Source organism: Lelliottia sp. JS-SCA-14 (assembly GCF_035593345.1).
Lineage (GTDB): Bacteria > Pseudomonadota > Gammaproteobacteria > Enterobacterales > Enterobacteriaceae > Enterobacter > Enterobacter wanjuensis.
This window is the reverse complement of record NZ_CP141606.1, coordinates 1,947,564-1,965,781: the sequence shown is the minus strand read 5'-3', so window position 1 is coordinate 1,965,781 and position 18,218 is coordinate 1,947,564. Positions and strand designations below refer to the sequence as shown.

The 18,218-nt window shown below is 47.8% G+C and carries 16 protein-coding genes and 1 pseudogene; 7 read left to right on the top strand and 10 right to left on the bottom strand.

Annotated elements, in window-relative coordinates; all coding sequences use genetic code 11:
• Positions 1–95: 95 nt before the first annotated feature.
• Both U9O48_RS09240 and msrB read right to left on the bottom strand, forming a co-directional pair.
• Positions 96–368, bottom strand: a complete 273-nt coding sequence (locus U9O48_RS09240; RefSeq protein ID WP_282494975.1) for a YeaC family protein — start codon at positions 366–368, stop codon at positions 96–98.
• Positions 369–409: 41 nt separating this feature from the next.
• Positions 410–823 carry a peptide-methionine (R)-S-oxide reductase MsrB gene (gene msrB, locus U9O48_RS09235; protein WP_100780525.1) on the bottom strand — a complete coding sequence of 138 codons (414 nt, stop codon included), beginning with the start codon at positions 821–823 and terminating at the stop codon, positions 410–412.
• Positions 824–1,163: 340 nt separating this feature from the next.
• Here msrB and gapA point away from each other — a divergent pair, with 340 nt between their 5' ends.
• The gene (gapA, locus tag U9O48_RS09230; RefSeq protein WP_282494974.1) at positions 1,164–2,159 is read left to right on the top strand and encodes a glyceraldehyde-3-phosphate dehydrogenase; all 996 of its coding nucleotides are present in this window, start codon (positions 1,164–1,166) and stop codon (positions 2,157–2,159) included.
• A 704-nt stretch (positions 2,160–2,863) separates the two neighbouring features.
• Here gapA and U9O48_RS09225 read toward each other — a convergent pair.
• Complete coding sequence (locus tag U9O48_RS09225) at positions 2,864–4,453, bottom strand: GPO family capsid scaffolding protein (RefSeq protein WP_324724155.1); 1,590 nt, start codon at positions 4,451–4,453, stop codon at positions 2,864–2,866.
• Between the two features lie 177 nt (positions 4,454–4,630).
• Between U9O48_RS09225 and U9O48_RS09220 the strand changes: the two genes are divergently transcribed.
• From U9O48_RS09220 to U9O48_RS09210, 3 genes are read left to right on the top strand one after another with little or no spacing between them, the layout of a single operon-like run.
• Positions 4,631–6,442, top strand: coding sequence for a terminase large subunit domain-containing protein (locus tag U9O48_RS09220; protein WP_324724153.1), 1,812 nt, complete (start codon positions 4,631–4,633; stop codon positions 6,440–6,442).
• A complete protein-coding gene (locus U9O48_RS09215) occupies positions 6,439–7,500 on the top strand; it encodes a phage portal protein (RefSeq protein WP_416382189.1) in 1,062 nt (353 codons plus the stop codon). Before U9O48_RS09220 ends, U9O48_RS09215 begins: the two co-directional genes overlap by 4 nt.
• Positions 7,501–7,547: 47 nt before the next feature.
• Positions 7,548–7,823, top strand: a complete 276-nt coding sequence (locus U9O48_RS09210; RefSeq protein WP_324724390.1) for an ogr/Delta-like zinc finger family protein — start codon at positions 7,548–7,550, stop codon at positions 7,821–7,823.
• Positions 7,824–7,856: 33 nt separating this feature from the next.
• On the opposite strand, the gene U9O48_RS09205 is transcribed toward U9O48_RS09210, so the two are convergent.
• The 7 genes and pseudogenes from U9O48_RS09205 to U9O48_RS09175 form a co-directional block, all read right to left on the bottom strand.
• Positions 7,857–10,442 carry a hypothetical protein gene (locus U9O48_RS09205; protein WP_324724152.1) on the bottom strand — a complete coding sequence of 862 codons (2,586 nt, stop codon included), beginning with the start codon at positions 10,440–10,442 and terminating at the stop codon, positions 7,857–7,859.
• A gap of 550 nt (positions 10,443–10,992) precedes the next feature.
• Positions 10,993–13,050, bottom strand: a pseudogene (locus tag U9O48_RS09200) (replication endonuclease).
• Between the two features lie 413 nt (positions 13,051–13,463).
• A complete protein-coding gene (locus tag U9O48_RS09195) occupies positions 13,464–13,691 on the bottom strand; it encodes a hypothetical protein (RefSeq protein WP_324724151.1) in 228 nt (75 codons plus the stop codon).
• The gene (locus U9O48_RS09190; protein WP_324724149.1) at positions 13,691–14,674 is read right to left on the bottom strand and encodes a Dam family site-specific DNA-(adenine-N6)-methyltransferase; all 984 of its coding nucleotides are present in this window, start codon (positions 14,672–14,674) and stop codon (positions 13,691–13,693) included. Before U9O48_RS09190 ends, U9O48_RS09195 begins: the two co-directional genes overlap by 1 nt.
• Before the next feature lie 69 nt (positions 14,675–14,743).
• Complete coding sequence (locus U9O48_RS09185; RefSeq protein WP_324724147.1) at positions 14,744–15,133, bottom strand: hypothetical protein; 390 nt, start codon at positions 15,131–15,133, stop codon at positions 14,744–14,746.
• Positions 15,134–15,148: 15 nt separating this feature from the next.
• A complete protein-coding gene (locus U9O48_RS09180; protein ID WP_324724146.1) occupies positions 15,149–15,370 on the bottom strand; it encodes a phage filamentation protein Fil family protein in 222 nt (73 codons plus the stop codon).
• Between the two features lie 13 nt (positions 15,371–15,383).
• On the bottom strand, positions 15,384–15,653 hold the full coding sequence (locus U9O48_RS09175; RefSeq protein ID WP_324724145.1) for a DNA-binding protein: 270 nt from the start codon (positions 15,651–15,653) through the stop codon (positions 15,384–15,386).
• Between the two features lie 120 nt (positions 15,654–15,773).
• On the opposite strand from U9O48_RS09175, the gene U9O48_RS09170 reads away from it, so the two are divergent.
• The 3 genes from U9O48_RS09170 to U9O48_RS09160 all read left to right on the top strand — a co-directional run bounded on the left by U9O48_RS09170 (position 15,774) and on the right by U9O48_RS09160 (position 18,142).
• Positions 15,774–16,073: a helix-turn-helix transcriptional regulator gene (locus U9O48_RS09170; RefSeq protein WP_324724143.1), complete on the top strand. Its 300-nt coding sequence runs from the start codon at positions 15,774–15,776 to the stop codon at positions 16,071–16,073.
• Positions 16,074–16,149: 76 nt separating this feature from the next.
• Positions 16,150–17,136, top strand: a complete 987-nt coding sequence (locus U9O48_RS09165; protein WP_324724142.1) for a tyrosine-type recombinase/integrase — start codon at positions 16,150–16,152, stop codon at positions 17,134–17,136.
• 91 nt (positions 17,137–17,227) lie between these two features.
• On the top strand, positions 17,228–18,142 hold the full coding sequence (locus U9O48_RS09160) for an FRG domain-containing protein (protein ID WP_324724141.1): 915 nt from the start codon (positions 17,228–17,230) through the stop codon (positions 18,140–18,142).
• Positions 18,143–18,218: the final 76 nt, after the last annotated feature.

The window sequence follows — 18,218 nt, the reverse complement described above, 5'->3', positions numbered from 1 at the left end:
GAGAGGGTTAGGGTGAGGGCATCAGGCCGCTCAGCCGTTTTATGCCGGGTGGCGGCTTCGCCTTACCCGGCCTACGGTTTAGGTTACGCTTTCGGTTACTTGAACGTGGCGATGGGTTTTGGCGTGATGCCAAAATCTTCTTTCAGCTCGCGCTTACTCTTCATCACCATCTGCCCCTGAGTGTCGATAGTCATGTGCTGCGCTTCGCTGTTATTGCGCGCCTGCCACAACATCACCAGTTGAAGACTGTTCTCTTTTTGCTCTGCCGTCAGCGCCACGCCATCAGGCCATTTTCCCAGCTCTACGGCTGTTACCAGGCGCTGATACACTTCCGGCGTCATGCTGCTAATCATGTCATCAATATTCATCAGAAATCCGCTGTGATGGAATAATTTGCTGAATCGGTTTTTCAACCTTTCGTCTGGTCGCCATTTTCATCATCGGAGAAGCTCATCGACGCCGAATTGACGCAGAAGCGTTCCCCCGTTGGCTGCGGGCCATCCGGGAATACGTGTCCGAGATGAGCATCGCAGTTTCCGCAGCGAATTTCTGTGCGCTGCATACCGTGTGACGAGTCGGTTAAATAGCGGATAGCCTCATCGCTGACGGGCTCATAGAAGCTCGGCCAGCCGCAGCCAGAATCGTATTTTGATTGCGAATTGAACAGCGGGGCATCGCACACCAGACAGTGGTACACGCCATCGCGCTTATTGTGCAGCAAACGCCCGGTGAATGGGGGTTCAGTCCCGTGGTTCTGCGTCACGTAGAACTGCATTTCTGTTAGATTTTTTTTGAGTTCGTCAGGGTTACGTTGATTCGACATATGCTCAGATCTCGCTGTAGAAACAGATACCTTTCATCGCGAATTCTAACAAAACATTAACACTGAAGTGTGAACTTTTGTTCTAAACTTATGCGTTGCGGTACGGCAGTCAGGCAATTGTGATCTTGCTCACATATTTATCCTGATAGCCCTTTAAAATTCCGGGCGCAGCCCCCATGTGGTTGCTAGCTCAAAGGGAAAGTGAGGCTGTCAGTCGCACAAAGGTTATGCGCAGGATTGATTTGTCGCAATGATTGACACGATTCCGCTTGACGCTGCGTAAGGTTTTTGTAATTTTACAGGCAACCTTTTATTCACTAACAAATAGCTGGTGGAATATATGACTATCAAAGTAGGTATCAACGGTTTTGGCCGTATCGGCCGTATTGTTTTCCGTGCTGCTCAGGAACGTTCTGACATCGAAATCGTTGGTATCAACGATCTGTTGGACGCTGAATACATGGCGTACATGCTGAAGTACGACTCAACTCACGGTCGTTTCAAAGGCACCGTTGAAGTGAAAGACGGCCACCTGGTTGTTAACGGCAAAACCATCCGTGTTACTGCTGAAAAAGATCCAGCTAACCTGAAGTGGAACGAAATCGGTGTTGACGTTGTTGCTGAAGCGACCGGTATCTTCCTGACCGACGAAACCGCGCGTAAACACATCACCGCGGGTGCGAAGAAAGTTGTTCTGACTGGTCCTTCCAAAGACAACACGCCTATGTTCGTTAAAGGCGCTAACTTCGAAAAATATGCTGGCCAGGACATCGTTTCCAACGCATCCTGCACCACCAACTGCCTGGCTCCACTGGCTAAAGTTATCAACGACAACTTCGGTATCGTTGAAGGCCTGATGACCACTGTTCACGCAACTACTGCGACTCAGAAAACTGTTGATGGCCCGTCTCACAAAGACTGGCGCGGCGGCCGTGGCGCAGCTCAGAACATCATCCCATCTTCTACCGGTGCTGCTAAAGCTGTAGGCGTTGTCCTGCCAGAGCTGAACGGTAAACTGACTGGTATGGCGTTCCGCGTTCCAACTCCTAACGTTTCCGTAGTTGACCTGACCGTTCGTCTGGAAAAAGCTGCTTCTTATGAAGAAATTAAGAAAGCAATCAAAGCTGCTTCCGAAGGCGCAATGAAAGGCGTTCTGGGTTACACCGAAGACGACGTTGTATCTACCGATTTCAACGGCGAAGTTTGCACTTCCGTGTTCGATGCTAAAGCGGGTATCGCACTGAACGACAACTTCGTGAAACTGGTTTCCTGGTACGACAACGAAACTGGCTACTCTAACAAAGTACTGGACCTGATCGCTCACATCTCCAAATAAGTTGAGATGAGACACTGATCCAAAAAGGCGACCTCGGTCGCCTTTTTTTATGCTTTAACTCACTGAATTTATTAAGCATTACTCAACTACAGTCCACGGATTGTCCACGCGTAATCATTCAACACCCCACCCTACCCCTTTCAAAATCATTAAATTAGTAATTAAACTCACAGCCATTACAGATCTTTTTTCGAATCAGTTGCGCAGCATTTTGCAAAATCCAAATACAAGCCAGCAGACCGCCAGCCCTTGCCGCTTAAGGCTTCGCAATCGTCACTATGAAAATTCCCTGACTACCGCCGCGCGCATTTGATCGTGACGGAAAGTGTAACGATCCTTTTAAAAACATCATGTTAACCAAAAGGTTAGCCGCTGACAGCGCTGTGAATTTTGCGAAGCGCTGCAAATCCTTGCGCGTTGTGCAAAGGCCAGCAGATCGCAGAAGCCCAGCAGCGGCGCGGTCTGGCGGGTAGCTTTGCGCAAAATTTCTTTTGCAAAATTTTTATGATCCAAATCGTGCAGGCGGGTGCGGTGTAGCGCCGTTTCCGTCTCGGATCCGCTTCCGTCTTCGCTCTGTCGCTTCGTCTCTGGGGCATGGTTGTACGAACGCAAAAAAGGCCGCATGGTAGCGGCCTTATGTTTTTGCGCGTGCTGTGGGGCGTTCTGCGGCGTCTGGTGGTGTGTTGGTTTTCGCCTGCTTTCCGTCAGGCGATCAGTGGGCTGTATTTAGCTTTTAACGTGGTGGTTTTTTCTGCCGCGCTGGTGAACTGTGCTGCCTGGCTACTCGTCCCTACGCTTGGGTGAGTGTGGGAGGCACACACTTTCGCCAGCTCGTTCACCACGTCCAGCGTATCAGTTAACAACGTCAGGACGTTGATTTCCTCGCTGCCCAGTTTGACGACCGGCGCGATCAGCTGCTGCGCAGCCGCCACGCTTTTGCGAATGCCGGTGATTTTCTCCGTCAGGGATCCGCCGACTGTCATTTCGGCATTACCTTTGATGCTGTCGTCCAGTTTGCCGCCGACCTCCCGTTTTACGTTCTGGCCAACATTGACAGAATTGTCCTTCCCGCAGGACATCGTCAGATTGCCGGATGTGCCCACGCTGTAATCTCCCTCGCTGATATGGACCACTGCACCGGCCAGAAGTGTGGCAGTTCCCAGCACGGTGGTTTTATCAGTAGCCTGTACGGTGGTTTCACGGGCAACCAGCGTGCGCTTTTCATCATCGGCGGTGATAATTCGCGTCATTGAATTTTCGCGGATCGCCTGGTCAGTCTGTCGCTCCCAGTCTCCGGCCACCGTCACGCGCTGTGATACGCCGTCACGCTGTTGCTGTAACTGCTCGCCAATCTGATTACCAGCAGGCTGGCGGCGCGTGGAAAACTCACGGCGGCGACTGCGGCCACGCTGGCGTTTATCCGGGGTCACGTTGAAGGCTTTCATGGCTTTAGCCAGGTTGGCTTTTGCCACGCTGAACTCTGCCGCTTTGACTTCGTCTTCCGGGTTCTCTGCCACTTCCTCGGCAAGGTCGGCCACTTCGGCGGCGGCCTCGGCGATCTGGTCTGCAACAGCAGCCACTTCTTCGGCGGCCTGTTCCGGCGTATCAACGCCGTCCGCGTCACCGCTGGCAGCGTCTTTGCCGCCTTTCGCTAATTCCAGCAACTGCTGGATAAGGGCTTTTAACTCTTCCATCTTCTCTTCCTCGCCCTCGTTGGGCTTATCGGTGTTAGGTTCTGGTGTTGGCGTAAACTCTTTACGAGTCGAAAATAATTTCGACCAGAAAGAATCTTTTTTATCGGCCTGGCTCGTCTGCAATTTTCCCAGGCTGAACGTTTCGAGGCTTCCGCGCTCCGCGTCTTTTTCTTCGCCAGCCAAAACGAATTTAAGTTTTTCCGTTCCCAGACTTGCCGGAATATCGGTAACAGCCAGCCCGAAAAGATATTCACGACCACTGCCTGCAAAGTCAGTGACAAATTCAGCAGACGTAAAAAGCTTTTGTCCCATGCGATTCGCATCAATTAAAAATTGATTCGGAATTAACTGGGCATAAAGTTTGGTGACATCACCTTCCGTTTCAACTTTCAGCGCGTCCACTTCGCCCAGGTTGCAGGTGAATTCACGTTCGCCGATATCGTATTGCGGATGGTGCGGCCAAATCATGGCCGTGTAGGTTTTGCGGGTGTAGGTTTCTGCCGCATCAATCAACCATTGCGGTTCAATGGTGCGACCGTCCACGGCCTGTCCAGACGTGGCAATACATAACCAATCGGTGCGGTAATGAGATTGCGGCATAACTAACCTTCGTTGATGAATTTAAATAACGATAATTCGTTCGTGGTGGTCAGTATTGCCAATTAAATAAAACGGCGCACCCGCTTTATTTCTGATGCGTTCGGTTATAAAGGGTTAACCACCTATTGCCGAAATTTAATTATCAATCTGGTCAAATAATCCCGTCATAATAGCCCTATGGCTAAATATTCCGATGAATTAAAAGACGCGGCCCGCACACTTTATATTAAAAGCTGGTCGCCGAAAGACATCGCGCAGGAATTGAATATTCCCCCGCGCACTATTTACCACTGGGCTGACGTCGGCGAGTGGGGATCACTGCTGCCCGCTGAATCGGTCGAAAATGTTATCGCCCGCCGCATCGACCGGCTGACTAACCGTGATAAAAAAACCGCGCTGGAACTGGAAGAACTACGTGACCTGGTCGCTCACCACGTCAAACTCATGGCGCAGCGCAACAAACACGCCGAAAAGCTGGCAGAAATTCAGACTAAAAAAGCGGCCTGTGACGGTGACAGCTACAGCCTGGGCGGGAACGGCGGCGAAGCCGGGGAAGGAAAACGCCGGTATAAGAAAAACGATGTTTCCGGCATCACGCCTGAAATGCTCGATACCTGGGCGCGGGAACATCTTTTCGATTACCAGCTGCATTGTCGCGATCACAAAGATGAAGACTGGCGCTTTATCCTGAAAAGCCGACAAGTCGGCATGACTTACTATTTTGCCTGGGAAGCATTCGAAGACGCTGTCGTCAGCGGTGAGAATCAGGTTTTCTTCTCCGCCTCCCGCGCCCAGTCGGAAATTTTCCGCGAATACATCGTCCAGATTGCGCAGAACCATTTCGGCGTCACGCTTACCGGCAAAAATATCCGCCTCAGCAACGGCGCAATCCTGCGCTTTCTCTCCACGAACGCCAGCACCGCGCAGGGCTTCAACGGCCACCTGTATGGCGATGAAGTTTTCTGGATCCCGAAATTCACGCGCCTGCATGAAGTTGCCAGCGCAATGGCGACGCATAACAAGTACCGCACAACCTACTTTTCGACGCCCAGCGCGAAAACGCATCAGGCTTACCCGGTCTGGACCGGTGACGAATGGCGCGGCGACGACGCGAAGCGCAAAGGTATTGAGTTCCCGAAAGACGCCGCCATGTGCCAGGGGATTATCTGCCCGGATGGGATCTGGCGCTACGTCATCACGATGGAAGATGCCATTAAAGGCGGGCTGGGGGCGCTCGTCGATATTGAACGCCTGCGGAACAAGTACAACCCGACCGCGTTCGCCATGCTTTACATGTGCCAGTTTGTTGACAGCAAAGACGCGGTGTTCAAGTTCTCCGCGCTTGTTGGCTGCGAAGTGGACCGCGCGACATGGGGTGACTTTGATTTAACCGCAGCGCGACCATTTGGAAACCGCGAGGTCTGGGCAGGGTTCGACCCGTCGCGCTCTGGTGACAACTCCACCTTTGTGATTATCGCGCCGCCTGTCCACGACGGGGAACGCTTCCGCGTGCTGGCCTGCTGGCAATGGCAGGGATTTAATTTTAGCTGGCAGGCCGACCAGATCAGGCAACTGATGCGCCGCTTCAATATCACCTATATCGGGATCGATACAACCGGCATCGGGAAGGGAGTTTATGACCTGGTCAGCAAGTTTGCGCCACGCGAGGCCCACGCAATCCTTTACAGCGTTGAAAGCAAAAACCGTCTGGTTATGAAGATGATCGACGTCGTCGAACGCAAACGCATTGAATGGGCGAAAGACGCCATTGATGAAACGAACAAAGAGCGCGTCGAAATTCCGGCGTCATTTATGGCTATCCGGCGCACCACGACTAACAGCGGCAACGCCCTGACGTTCGTCGCCGAACGCTCAGACGCAACCGGCCACGCGGATGTTTTCTTCGCTATCTCGCACGCCGTTATCAACGAACCTATCGATCACGAATATGACCGCCCATCGACCTGGGCTTTTGGGAAAGCAGCATGACAACCAAACGAGAGAAAGCTAAAAAATTCATGGCAAAAACGGGCAGTAATGCGAAAGTGTTCACGCCTGGGCGCGGCAGCGTGATCACTTTCGGCGAACCAGAACCCATCCTGACGACCGGCACCGATTACCACAATATCTGGTATGACAATGAATATGACCACTGGCGGCTCCCGATTGACCGCCTGGCGCTGGCTCAGTTGCCAAACCTGAACGGCCAGCACGGTGGCGTGCTTTACGCGCGGCGCAATATGGTTGCCGGTGGCTATATCAGAGGCGGCCTGTCGCCGGACCAGGTCGAACAAGCGATCTTTGATTACCTGCTGTTTGGCGACGTCGCTATCCTGAAAATTCGTAACGTCTTCGGGGAGGTGATCGACCTGCTGCCGCTGCCGTCGCTTTATCTCCGCTGCCGGAAGGACGGGACGTTCGCCATTCTCCAGGAGGGGCCCGCGCTGATTTATGAGCCGGAAGATATCGTCTTTTTCAAAATGTATGACCCGCGCCAGCAGGTTTATGGATTGCCTGATTATATCGGCGGGATTCATTCCGTCTTACTCAATAGCGAAGCCACTATTTTTCGACGCCGTTACTACAACAACGGGGCGCATATGGGCTTTATTCTGTACACCAGTGATCCAAACCTTACGCTGGAAATGGAAAACGAAATTAAAGACAAGATTGCGCAGTCCAAAGGCCTGGGCAACTTCCGCAATATGTTTATCAATATCCCGAAGGGCGACCCGGAAGGGGTCAAAATCCTGCCCGTGGGGGAGGTCAGCGCCAAAGATGAGTTTGCCAATATCAAAGGGATCACTGCGCAGGATATCTTTACGGCTCACCGCTTCCCCGCTGGGCTGGCAGGCATCATCCCGACCAACGGCGCGGTAATGGGCAACCCGGAAACCGCCCGAACGACCTATCGCAAAGATGAAGTGATCCCGCTACAGCGTAAATTGATGAATGGTGTGAATAACGACCCGGAGATCCCCGCCCATTTACATCTCATTTTTGACGTGGAAATTCCGGCCATTGCCGCCGACAAGGGCGAAAAATGAACGTAATTAAGTTAAAATCATCCCCATTGTTAGCAATGGCGTGCGGGATGGTGAACATGCGAGTTTTTAAAATTAAATGTCCTGAATGCGGCTCACCGGCCATCATTCGTAAATCTGACTGGAAAGATAAGAAACTGGCGGATTTGTACTGTGCCTGCGCGGAAGTGGAATGTGGTCACACGTTTGTTTTTAATGCTTCATTCTCACATACACTCAGTCCCAGTGGGCTGACTGGAAATAAGTTGGTAAAATTCCTGGTTGACCGACTTAAGCCTGAAGAACGTCAATTTGCACTCGACCTCCTTAGTAGCCAATTAAACTAAAAACAACCCCGTGCAATCGGGGTTGTTTTATTATTAGCCTTCTATAATTTTATCCATTTTATTTTCATCGCTTAGTAAGCGCATTTTTTCCTCTTCACGCTCCAAGTCCCTCAAACAATTTTCACGAGAAAGGAAATAAACGACAGGAGCTTCCTTGAGAGTATAACCAAAATTAATTAAAACTTTCATTCTTGCGAGCAAGTCAATATTCAAATCAGTATTTGTAAAATTAGCTGAAGAAACATATTCCTGAGTCAAAGGCATAAATGAGACATCAAGAATATTCTCTTTTGAACATCTGAAATTAAAATTATCACTCAAGCAAACATAATAGAATCCATTATTAATGAAACAACCCTGGTCAAGATAGTAATTCGCTCTAACATTGTTTTTATGAAACTTATACGTATCTGCAAACCCTTCAGCGAGAGAGTTTATTGATATATATGTTTTCTCAGGCAAATCATCAATACTATGAATTTCTATGACTACCGCGTTACTATCGGTGAAATGTGCTAATAGTTCGTCAATAATTTGATTGATAATCCTACTTGCATGGAGAGAATAGCTCATAGCAAAAGTAGTATCATTTAAAGGCGGGAGTATTTCTCTCTTTTCAATGATTATATTTTTAACTTTAGGCTCAACAAACTCGAGCACATTATCTAAATATTTTTGATTTACAAATTTTGTTAATTTCGCCAAAAATATCTTTTGTAAGTTTTCTCGATATCCCTTCATCAAAGCTTCATCGTAGGGTAGTGATAAAATGAGATTTAAATAATAATTAGTTACTTTATTCCTAATTGCATTGAAAATTGTTAACAGCCTTTCCTTTCTTTCATCAAAGTCAGTATAGTTATCGATGTCATGGCCTCCATCAATCATCAATACTGTATTCATAAATTCCTTAGACTCAATAAAATTAATTATTAACTCAATAAAGTTTGTATTTAACTCATTGGCTTTGATGAAATCTCCATCGATAATTACAAAGCTCATATCAAGGTTGTTATTAAATGTCTTCCACGGATAAAAGAGTAACGCTAACACTGCGCTCTCATGGTATCTAAGGCTAGATGGAGTTATTATCTGAGATAAATCCTTCTGTATAACAAAATTATAATGACGATCACTGAACTTTGCATTTCTTCTGACAAGAATCTTATAAAGCATTTGATGGAAAAATAGATCATTAAGAAACACTGGATTTAACCAACGCTTTAAAAGCGAAACGACCTCTGAAACATTCACAACTCCATGAATTTTATGTTCAACAAATGATTCCTTCTCTTCATCATACATCGAGTTCAATAAAACATGCAGATATGTTAATACAGATTTCATCGCCTCAATATGACTTTCCTGATCTTTTTCAATTATTGTGTAATCAGTAACATCGAAATATTTTTCTTCATTAGCTAAAAACTCAGTGTTAAGCTTAAAAGCTTCTAAATTAAAATATAACAAATTTTTCAAAGAACTTTTGATATAAGTTTCTAAATATAAAACATTTTGTTGAAACTTTGTTTTCTGACTGGCAAAAGAGTGAATATTCCGTATATAACTTTCATAAAAATCCTTCTCATAAATACTCATCGGAAGTGAGAACATAGAATCATATACAATATTTGAAAACTCCTCACTGTCAGACTGTAAGCGGTCTATAAGATTGCGATAGAAAAAATCCATACTTTCAATAGCAATCTTTTTCGAAGACGGCATCCCATAAATGTAGTTTTCAAGACTATTAAAGGCTTCTATACTTTGACTATTTAAAATCAATAATACCAAAGCATTAATGTTGAAATTTATTTGTGGTTCGTTATTAGTTAAAAGTGCATTTAAAGTGCTAACTTGCGTTTTACTTACTACTTCAGTATAAAAATATATGTCCTCGCTAATTGCATCGTAATTAAAACACTTTGATAGCATTTTATTTATAACGTTATTTTCGTTCAAACCTATATCATAGTCACAAATTAAATATGCTTCGGCGTGAAAATTAGAAACAAGAAACACAGGATTTAAGTACAACTTAACTCTTTCATCTACATACTTCTCATGCAAATAATCACTAAGTTTTTTGATGTTAACTTTATTATACCCACTAATAATCTTGTCATTTTCTTTATATGCAGGTGATATTTTATATGCCTCACCAGTTTTGTATATTAAACCGTTTGCAGTTGTTAATTTAGAATGCCCCTTAATGCAATCTTCGAATTCAAATTTTAGAAGATCGGAATTTTCTCGCTGCTTACAAATAAATTCGCTAATATCTCTAATCTTCCTTAAAAGAATATCCTCAATCAACTCCTTTTTCTCTGTAATAAAGTATAAATCTTTAAATATTTTCATATATTGGTATATAAAATAAAGAGAGAAGGCCATTGATAACGAATAATGTATCAACCCTCCTCCAATAACCAAGAAAAACACTCCAACTAAAAGTCCGCAAACCGCATCCACACTAAATTGATAAAATTTATATTCTCTCAAGACCAGTTGCCGACAAATAAAAACAAAATCTTTTTCAGAGGCTTCAGAAACTTGAGCTATAAACATACTCATAAAAGTAATTGCTAATGCTGCAATAGTTCCATGAATAGATAACACAGCACTCCACGTACTAATTATCCAACCAAAATTATTGTTAGATGTGTAAAGAGGCGATATAAATAGCCATGAATAATTGGGAAGGAAGCTAAGTTCTGCATATAACAGAATAAGCAACCCTCCCAAAACAACACTTACCCATAAAAAAATCTGCGATGACCGTGTACTTGTTGCAGTCGATTTTTTTATATGCCCTAGAATTATATTCCTATTCATTAATACTCGCCTAGTAATTTACACGCCCAATTAATAATCATTTTTAGACTGAAGGGACCATTCCCTTACACGAGTCTCACACCTAAGAGATGTAAGAACCGATCTATATGAAATCCAGGATTAATCTTTCGTCATGTTATGTCAAAGTCACTACTATACCCGTTGCTACTTTTAGTTTTATATTCCTATTATGCTCATTGACTCCATCATTGTCACGAATCAGATATCAATACTGCTAACCCGCTTACACTTAGATATGCTGATCTAAGGATACATCCTCAAACTTACCAATGTCATTGTGAGAGTGAATCAGCCGGTTACTGACATAACGGTCTCATACCCCCCCCCGTTCTGTCCGTAATTCTCCCTGTATAGAAGCATGATAAAAAGTGTTTCCTACTTTCAACCGACTACCATTTATCAAAGAGACCGCTTGCGCCAAGCTTATCTGAAGTTCATAGACCGCCCCTTCTGCTATGAGCCTCTTAATAGTTGATTGTAATTGCCGAACACATGCACACTCTTTTCGTTTTTTGTCCTGCAAAGTGTATACCGCGCTACGCCAAATGTTATCCAAGTCACTACCAGGCTCGTAAGGCGATCCGCTTTTCTTCGAATTTAATGGAGCGTTACGTAGTCGCCGCATCAACCTGTGCCGCGTCGAAGAGTCCATATTGTCAAAATCGAACATTTCTTCCTCTGGTTCTTCAGTCATTGCCTTCACGTCAGACGGTAAATAGGTGATTTTTTCGTCTTCCGTAGAGTTATTGACAGAACTCCAAGCGTCGCCGGGTGGCGACGGCAAAACGTCAACCCCCAAACCGGGGCCGCTTTTGGCTCCGGTGGTGGTTTTGGATTTGGCGCGAATGGTCCACTTAACCAGGCGCGTGCAAATACGGGAGATCTCACCGAGGCGCGGCGACCAGACTCCGTAAACCTTTTCCGGAGTTTCGCAGTAGGCGTTCAATTCGTCAGCGTCCTGATACGCCAGACGGACGATATAGTCTTCGCGCGGGATTAACACACCACCCTGTCGCAGGATGTAAGTTGCGAAGCAACCCACGTCAGCAGCTGCGCAGACCGCATCCATTGCAGGATCGGCCAGCATGGCCGCGCCGCGCTTAAAGGTATTCGCAATTTTCTGGCGGGCTGTGATCTGGTTGCTCAATTTGCGCAGCTCACGATAAACCGTTACAGGCGGCTGGCCCATTGGCTGGAACTGGCGGATGCGGTGAAGGGATGCCCAGGCCATTGCATATTTGGCCGTTTCATTCAGCGGCTTGCCGCTTTCGTCGTCCAGCTCCCCGGCCAGCGCGTGGCCGTCGATGTTCTTCGAAATATATTTAGCGATGTACGCCGTTGCAGAACCTTTGCGCGGGTCCATCTTTTTGGACTTGAAGCGAGCGCCGGTATTGCGGCCCAGCTCGGCGCGGTCCTCTTTGATGAAGTATTCCCGCAGAATGGCGATCGTCGCTTTGACTTCCGCTTGCGGCATGAATAACAGAGCGTGCCAGTGTGGCGTTCCGTCGTGATGCGGCTCGGCGACACGGAAGCCATAAGGGCGCAGGTCTTCGCGTTTCAGTTTGGCGGTGGCGCGGTTCCATACGCGGCAAAGATACTGCTGCGCCTGGGCAACCGTGGTGTGGTTCCATTTGGCGTTATGGTGGCCCGACTGGATATTACTGTGATATTTGGATGGGCAAGTGATAGTCAGGAAAATGCCCACGTCACCGCGCTGTTGCGCGACAAGCTCAACCCCAGCCATTCGCGCCATAAGTTCATGGCGGCGGATCGCAGGATTAGACGTGGACTTGTTTATCATTTCTTCCAGTGATGAAACGTTTCCTTCTTCGTCAACCAGCTCATGACTTTTGAAAAAATCGCGATTCTTACGGCGCTGTTCCTGCCATTCCATCAGGCTGGAGGCGCTGACATAGGCGTGGGCTTTTTTGTGAACGGCTCCGATTGCACGCAGCTGGTTTTAGCGCCAGTCGCAGCGAAGACGCCAGATTTTGCGGCCCCACCAGTCTGGCGAACACATACGCAAAATGGCAGTAAAGATCCGCTCACGTTCCCACGGTGCATTCCATGCCGGTGGCACAACGCGGAGGGCCAGCATTTCACGGCCCAGGTGGCAATAAAGCCAGTCCAGCTCCTCAACGCTCATACCCTCGGCGGTTAATCCCAAGGCTTCGCATTCCGTTTCGAGCATTTCAGCAATGCGGCTGCCGATCTCATTCGCGGCGCTTAAAGCTTCCCGCTTTGTGAAGTCTGCCAGGCGTTGCCAGCGCCCGTGCCAGTACGCGGCCAGCTCACTGGTGACATCAGTCGTCACGCCTTGCTTACTGCGCACGACATCAAGACGCAGTAATGATTTTTTCACGGTCCCCATAAGAAAATCATTAATGTGTCGGGTTTCACGATTTGCGCGTAACCAGTCAATTTTTTTGCGCCACACTTCCCGGATAAAGAACGGCTCAGACAACAAGCGGCCCTCTACCCCTTCCGGCGTTTCTGCCCAGGCGGCTGCGGCGGCAATTGCGGCCGCATTGTCAGCACTGACCATCTTTTGAAGAATGGACAGCGGCAGGCCGCGCGGCTCATATTTATCCAGGGCAAGGATTAGCGCTTCGCGGTTGCGAACCTCTTTAGGGTTGTAACCGGCGCGTTTGATCAGCCGGTCGATATGCTTTTCAACGGCAGGGTGATGTGCAACCGCCCCGGCAAGCGGGGCGAGTTTTGCGGATTCAAAGGTAAACGCCCCAATAGCGGGGCGGGGCTTGTTCCAGGGCCAGGCGAAATCCGTCACTTCTTACTTTCCACGTTGTACTTTTCGTGGGTCAGCAGCGACCACGCCTTGCCGCCGTTCTTACTCAACAAGCGCCAGCGGCAACCCAGACGAATCACCAGGTAATGGTGTGGGAGGATGCGGGAATAATTTTTCCGGCCTTTCGAGTAGTGGCTTAATTCAGCGGCTGCGCGCTTGCTTACGCACAGCGGTGCGGCGCATGAAATCTGCAAACGGATAGCCATTAAAGATCCCCGTCAAATTCAAACACCTCAGACGCAACCATCGCGGCGTAAGAATCATCACCACAAACTGGTCCACAATCAGGGCAGCATCCGCCACCGGCACGCCCGCAGCCGTCGCAAACTTTGAGGGCGCCGATCACCTCACTGGCGGCTCCTCTGGTTATGGCATTCGCGCTAACTGAACGGTTAACGCTGATTTCCTGGAATTTGAAAGCGCTGTAAATCTCACGGGTGACAGGAGTATCACTGTTTGACAGGATCACCGGCGAACCTGTCAGGCGGTTGGCCTCCAGCAGCGCCGCAGCTAACTGACGGTGTTGTTTCTCTCCAAATGGGGCGGTGTGGTACTGGGTAAAGTTCGCGGTTTCGCTTGCTGGTAGATATGGCGGATCGCAGTAAATAACGGCGTCACTGCCGACCATGATTTTTAGAGTGCTATGGAAGTCGCAGCAAACGAAAATTGCTTTCGTGTCGTTGGCTTTTTCAGAGAAAAGGCGGATTTGCTCTTCTGGGAAGTAAGGCGCGGTTTTGTGCTTTCCAAAAGGCACGTTATATCCGCCCTGGCGGTTGTAACGCACCACGCCGTTATAGCCGTGGCGATTCAGATAAAGGAATTGCGCTGCGCGAAGTACCTTGCCCACATCCGGGCCGTTATCAAAAACATCGCGCGATGAAAGACTATCGCGGGCGCGGGCGTTGAAATCCTCTCGGATCCAGAGGTAACCCTCTTTGTCGCCGTATACCTTAAACAATGGGCGAGCGGCATCAATCACAGCATCAGGCCAGCGTGTTATCTGGCGATATAGGTTGATTAAATCGGGGTTGATATCACCCAGGATATAACGGCGATATTCCGTATTTAGAAATACAGATGCCCCACCGACAAACGGTTCCACCAGGCAATCAGCTTTAGGCAATACCGGCAGCAGATCGGGAATAACTCGGCTTTTACCACCAGGCCATTTCACAAGCGAACGAATCATTTTACTTTCTCCAGGGTGCAAGAAGCCCGACGCGTTAGCGTCTGTTTCTTTTTTGTGGTCAGTTATGTATTAGTTGGTTGGGGCGTCTGGCTCTGGAGGCTTATCGCGTAGCGCCTGCATTTCTGCGCGGGGCGCGGCGTAATCCTCAAATTCCCACGGCATCGATGCGGCGAATTCAGAAAGGCGCTTAATGCCCATCATCAGGCAGGTTTGTTCCCCTTCGCTCAGATCGGCAAAAGCTAAATCCAGGTGTCGGCGGGTCAGTTGCGGCAAACCAGCCACGCGGCTGGCGGCATCATTCGCCAAAATGAAAACCACTTTTTTGCGTGTATCATCAAGGCGATTAAAGCGGGCTGCCGTGTCATTTGCGCGGTTAGTATTGACGCAGTCTTGCAGTCGGGCGCGTTGCTCCAAAAACTTGCGGCGGCCTGGTTGCTGACCGGTTACATCCCTTAACATATCCCCCTCCCAGATCTAAAAACAGATACCCATAAGACGGGCAAACCAGCGGCGCTTATTGCGTGGGCGAGACATAAACGGCAAACGGCAGTGCTTGATGAATTGCACATCCGCAGCTTTTGGCTGGAAGAAACGACCATCCGGGGATTCAATCCAGCCGCGTGAATGGGCACGATGTGTAATTTGCTGGCCTTTAGTCAGCAGGCTGGCAAATGAAGGGCATTCAGTCATATCCATGATTTTCTTCACCTCAATTCATCATTTCGGTGTAACGCTCGCCTTTGTAGCGAGCATTCATGTAAATCGCGTAAAGGTTGACCTCACGCTTTTTCCCCGGAGCGGCCTGCAAGATTGGAAGCATTCCCCTATCCGCTCGCGTGCGCATTGCACCCACAGAAACGCCCATACGTTTCGCGTAATCAGCAAGTGACTCTGAAACCCGATTACCGAACGGGTAATCACCAGGTAAATTCCCCGCCGTTGGGGCTGAATTAACCGAGGTTTTCAGCTTCTTAGGCATAAGTGTTATCCTCACGTCTTGGCGCTATCTGCTGTAGTTTGCCGCAGTTAGCAATTGCTCATAGTTGATTGGGAGTGTTTTCACTACCAACGACGCAATACTAGGAGTGAAAACACTACCATGTCAAGCGATCGCGGAAAAAGACTCAAAGAAATACGTGAGGCAGAGGGTTTCAGTCAGGCAGGTTTTGCTGAGTTAACCGGCATAAACATCGGAGTTATAAAGAATTATGAATCTGGACGTTCGGGCGCAGGGATTTCTGTAATCGATAGGGTCATTGAAACTAAGGATTTTAGTAAATACACCTTATGGATCATGACAGGCGAAGCGAATGAGGCTGCCGGACAGATCGGTCCGGCTCTCTCCCCTGATGGGCAAAAGACCACATCCAGCCACCAAAGCGGCAAGAAGGCTGGTTAGTTGCTTTGAAAATCAAAGAGTTCTGGTCCACTGGTGGTATTTGCGCCTACAAGGTTAACTTTTGGGAGGGTAACTAATGACAATTTCTAAACTACCTGACGGAAGATACCTTGTTGACGTTCGCCCGCAAGGGCGAGATGGAAAGAGGTTAAGAAAACGCTTCTCGACCAAATCAGAGGCTCAACAATACGAGCGCTGGGCTGTTGCATCCTTCCATAACAAAGACTGGCAGGAACGACCGGCAGATCGACGACCGCTTTCTGAGCTGATCGATATTTGGTATCAGCTAAAAGGCCAGATGATGAAATCGGCCAGTAATACTCACAATAAACTCAAGGCTATAGATGAGCGCCTCGGATTCCCTAGGGCCGATAAAATCGACAAGAAAATGATTGCTAACTATCGAGCTTCAAGGTTCGAGGCTGGGCGAAAAGCAAACACCATTAACCGTGAAATCTCTGCGGTGTGTGCGGTGTTTGGTGCGCTAATTGAGTCCGGTCACTATCACGGTAAGAATCCATTCTCAGAACTTAAGAAAATGAAAATTACACAAACTGAGATGGGTTTCTTATCCAAAGCGGAGATTTCAGCCCTGCTCTCTTTGCTCCCTATTGGTGAAAAGTTGGCAGCCGAACTATCACTTTCCACTGGCGCGCGTTGGGGGGAAGTTATGAAATTAACCAGCACCAGAATCGCTCACTCTCGTGTCACGTTCTTAGACACCAAGAATGGTAAAAACAGAACCGTTCCTATTAGCCAGCGGCTTGAATCGGAACTACAAAAACGGCCAAGTGGCTTGGTTTTTTCGGGAGTCGATTACTCGCTTATTCGGGAAGCACTGAAAGAAGCGGCCCCCAACTTGCCTAAAGGTCAGGCTGTTCATGCATTGCGGCATACCTTCGCATCGCACTTTGTCATGAACGGAGGCAACATTTTGGCGCTACAAAAGATACTCGGTCACGCGACTATCCAGCAGACAATGGTTTATGCACATTTAGCGCCTGACTTCTTGCAAGAAGCTATACAATTTAATCCATTAAGTGAGAGTTTTCATCATGATTGATATCTAGTTCAGAACATCTCTAAGAGAAAGCAAAAAAACAACTCTTGAATAAAAACTCATATCAAATGATTTAAATCAGAAAGGACTTAAAGTGACTCAGTTGATCGTGAAACCAAAGGCAAAGAGACCCCGCCCTTCATTGCAAATTACCTCTGTATCAAGCTTCGTTTATCATGTAGTGCGGTGGCTTTTAGATGGTCATGCTCCAACAGCATTTAGAGGGCAAAGGCATTTTGGTTGGCACTCCTTACCTAAGATTTTTCGTGAAGATAATAACGTTTACGACAGTGAGAGTCTGGCGGTAAGAGATATCGTTTCTCTTCATCCAGGAGAGTTTGAACCAGATAAAACTATGTTCGATCGCCTCGTTAGGATGCAACATTTTGGCCTACCTACTAGACTGCTGGATGTTACGACCAACCCTCTCGTTGCTTTGTGGTTTGCTACAGAACCAAGTTCCACAACAGATGAGTTTCACGGTGTGGTTCAAGCACTCTTGGTCCCGCAAAATAGACAACGATACTATGACAGTGATCGTGTAAGTTGCATGGCTAACCTTGCTAATTTAACAAAAAAGCAAAAGATTGACCTTTCTATTGCTGCGATTGAAAGCAACTCCAACGAGGAATTTAATAATACCCCTATCGTTGACACGCTTGTTTTCCAAGTTGGCATGGAAAAATCCCATTTCCGAAAAGTTGTAATTGCGAGCGATTTGGAACTTCCTATCTATGTCAAACCCAAAATGTCCAATAAGCGAATAATTGCTCAGTCTGGCGCTTTCATGCTTTGGGGTACGCAGATCTATTCAGGTGCAGAAGCAACCAGGCTTAGACAAGACAGAATCTGGATTCATGAAGACGACAAGGCTGAAATTAGAAGAGACCTCGGACTTCTGGGGATAAATGAAAGAACACTGTTTCCAGAAATTGATAAATCTACAAAATTCATCGCAGACCTATATGGGACTGGCGGCAAACCACGTGGTATGAGCACTTTGCTTTAATGGACTTTCTTTTTCTGAGTGTCCACAAATTGCCCCAAACACTGATGTTACGTGTGGTTTTATGTTGTAGAATGCT

Excerpts from the sequence above, each read along its gene's own strand:
- U9O48_RS09170 (WP_324724143.1), top strand. The coding sequence starts at position 15,774 with ATGTCAAGCGATCGCGGAAAAAGACTCAAAGAAATACGTGAGGCAGAG.
- U9O48_RS09215 (WP_416382189.1), top strand. The coding sequence starts at position 6,439 with ATGACAACCAAACGAGAGAAAGCTAAAAAATTCATGGCAAAAACGGGC.
- U9O48_RS09225 (WP_324724155.1), bottom strand. The coding sequence starts at position 4,453 with ATGCCGCAATCTCATTACCGCACCGATTGGTTATGTATTGCCACGTCT.
- U9O48_RS09220 (WP_324724153.1), top strand. The coding sequence starts at position 4,631 with ATGGCTAAATATTCCGATGAATTAAAAGACGCGGCCCGCACACTTTAT.
- U9O48_RS09185 (WP_324724147.1), bottom strand. The coding sequence starts at position 15,133 with ATGTTAAGGGATGTAACCGGTCAGCAACCAGGCCGCCGCAAGTTTTTG.
- U9O48_RS09175 (WP_324724145.1), bottom strand. The coding sequence starts at position 15,653 with ATGCCTAAGAAGCTGAAAACCTCGGTTAATTCAGCCCCAACGGCGGGG.
- U9O48_RS09180 (WP_324724146.1), bottom strand. The coding sequence starts at position 15,370 with ATGGATATGACTGAATGCCCTTCATTTGCCAGCCTGCTGACTAAAGGC.
- msrB (WP_100780525.1), bottom strand. The coding sequence starts at position 823 with ATGTCGAATCAACGTAACCCTGACGAACTCAAAAAAAATCTAACAGAA.
- U9O48_RS09190 (WP_324724149.1), bottom strand. The coding sequence starts at position 14,674 with ATGATTCGTTCGCTTGTGAAATGGCCTGGTGGTAAAAGCCGAGTTATT.
- U9O48_RS09210 (WP_324724390.1), top strand. The coding sequence starts at position 7,548 with ATGGTGAACATGCGAGTTTTTAAAATTAAATGTCCTGAATGCGGCTCA.
- U9O48_RS09195 (WP_324724151.1), bottom strand. The coding sequence starts at position 13,691 with ATGGCTATCCGTTTGCAGATTTCATGCGCCGCACCGCTGTGCGTAAGC.
- U9O48_RS09165 (WP_324724142.1), top strand. The coding sequence starts at position 16,150 with ATGACAATTTCTAAACTACCTGACGGAAGATACCTTGTTGACGTTCGC.
- U9O48_RS09240 (WP_282494975.1), bottom strand. The coding sequence starts at position 368 with ATGAATATTGATGACATGATTAGCAGCATGACGCCGGAAGTGTATCAG.
- gapA (WP_282494974.1), top strand. The coding sequence starts at position 1,164 with ATGACTATCAAAGTAGGTATCAACGGTTTTGGCCGTATCGGCCGTATT.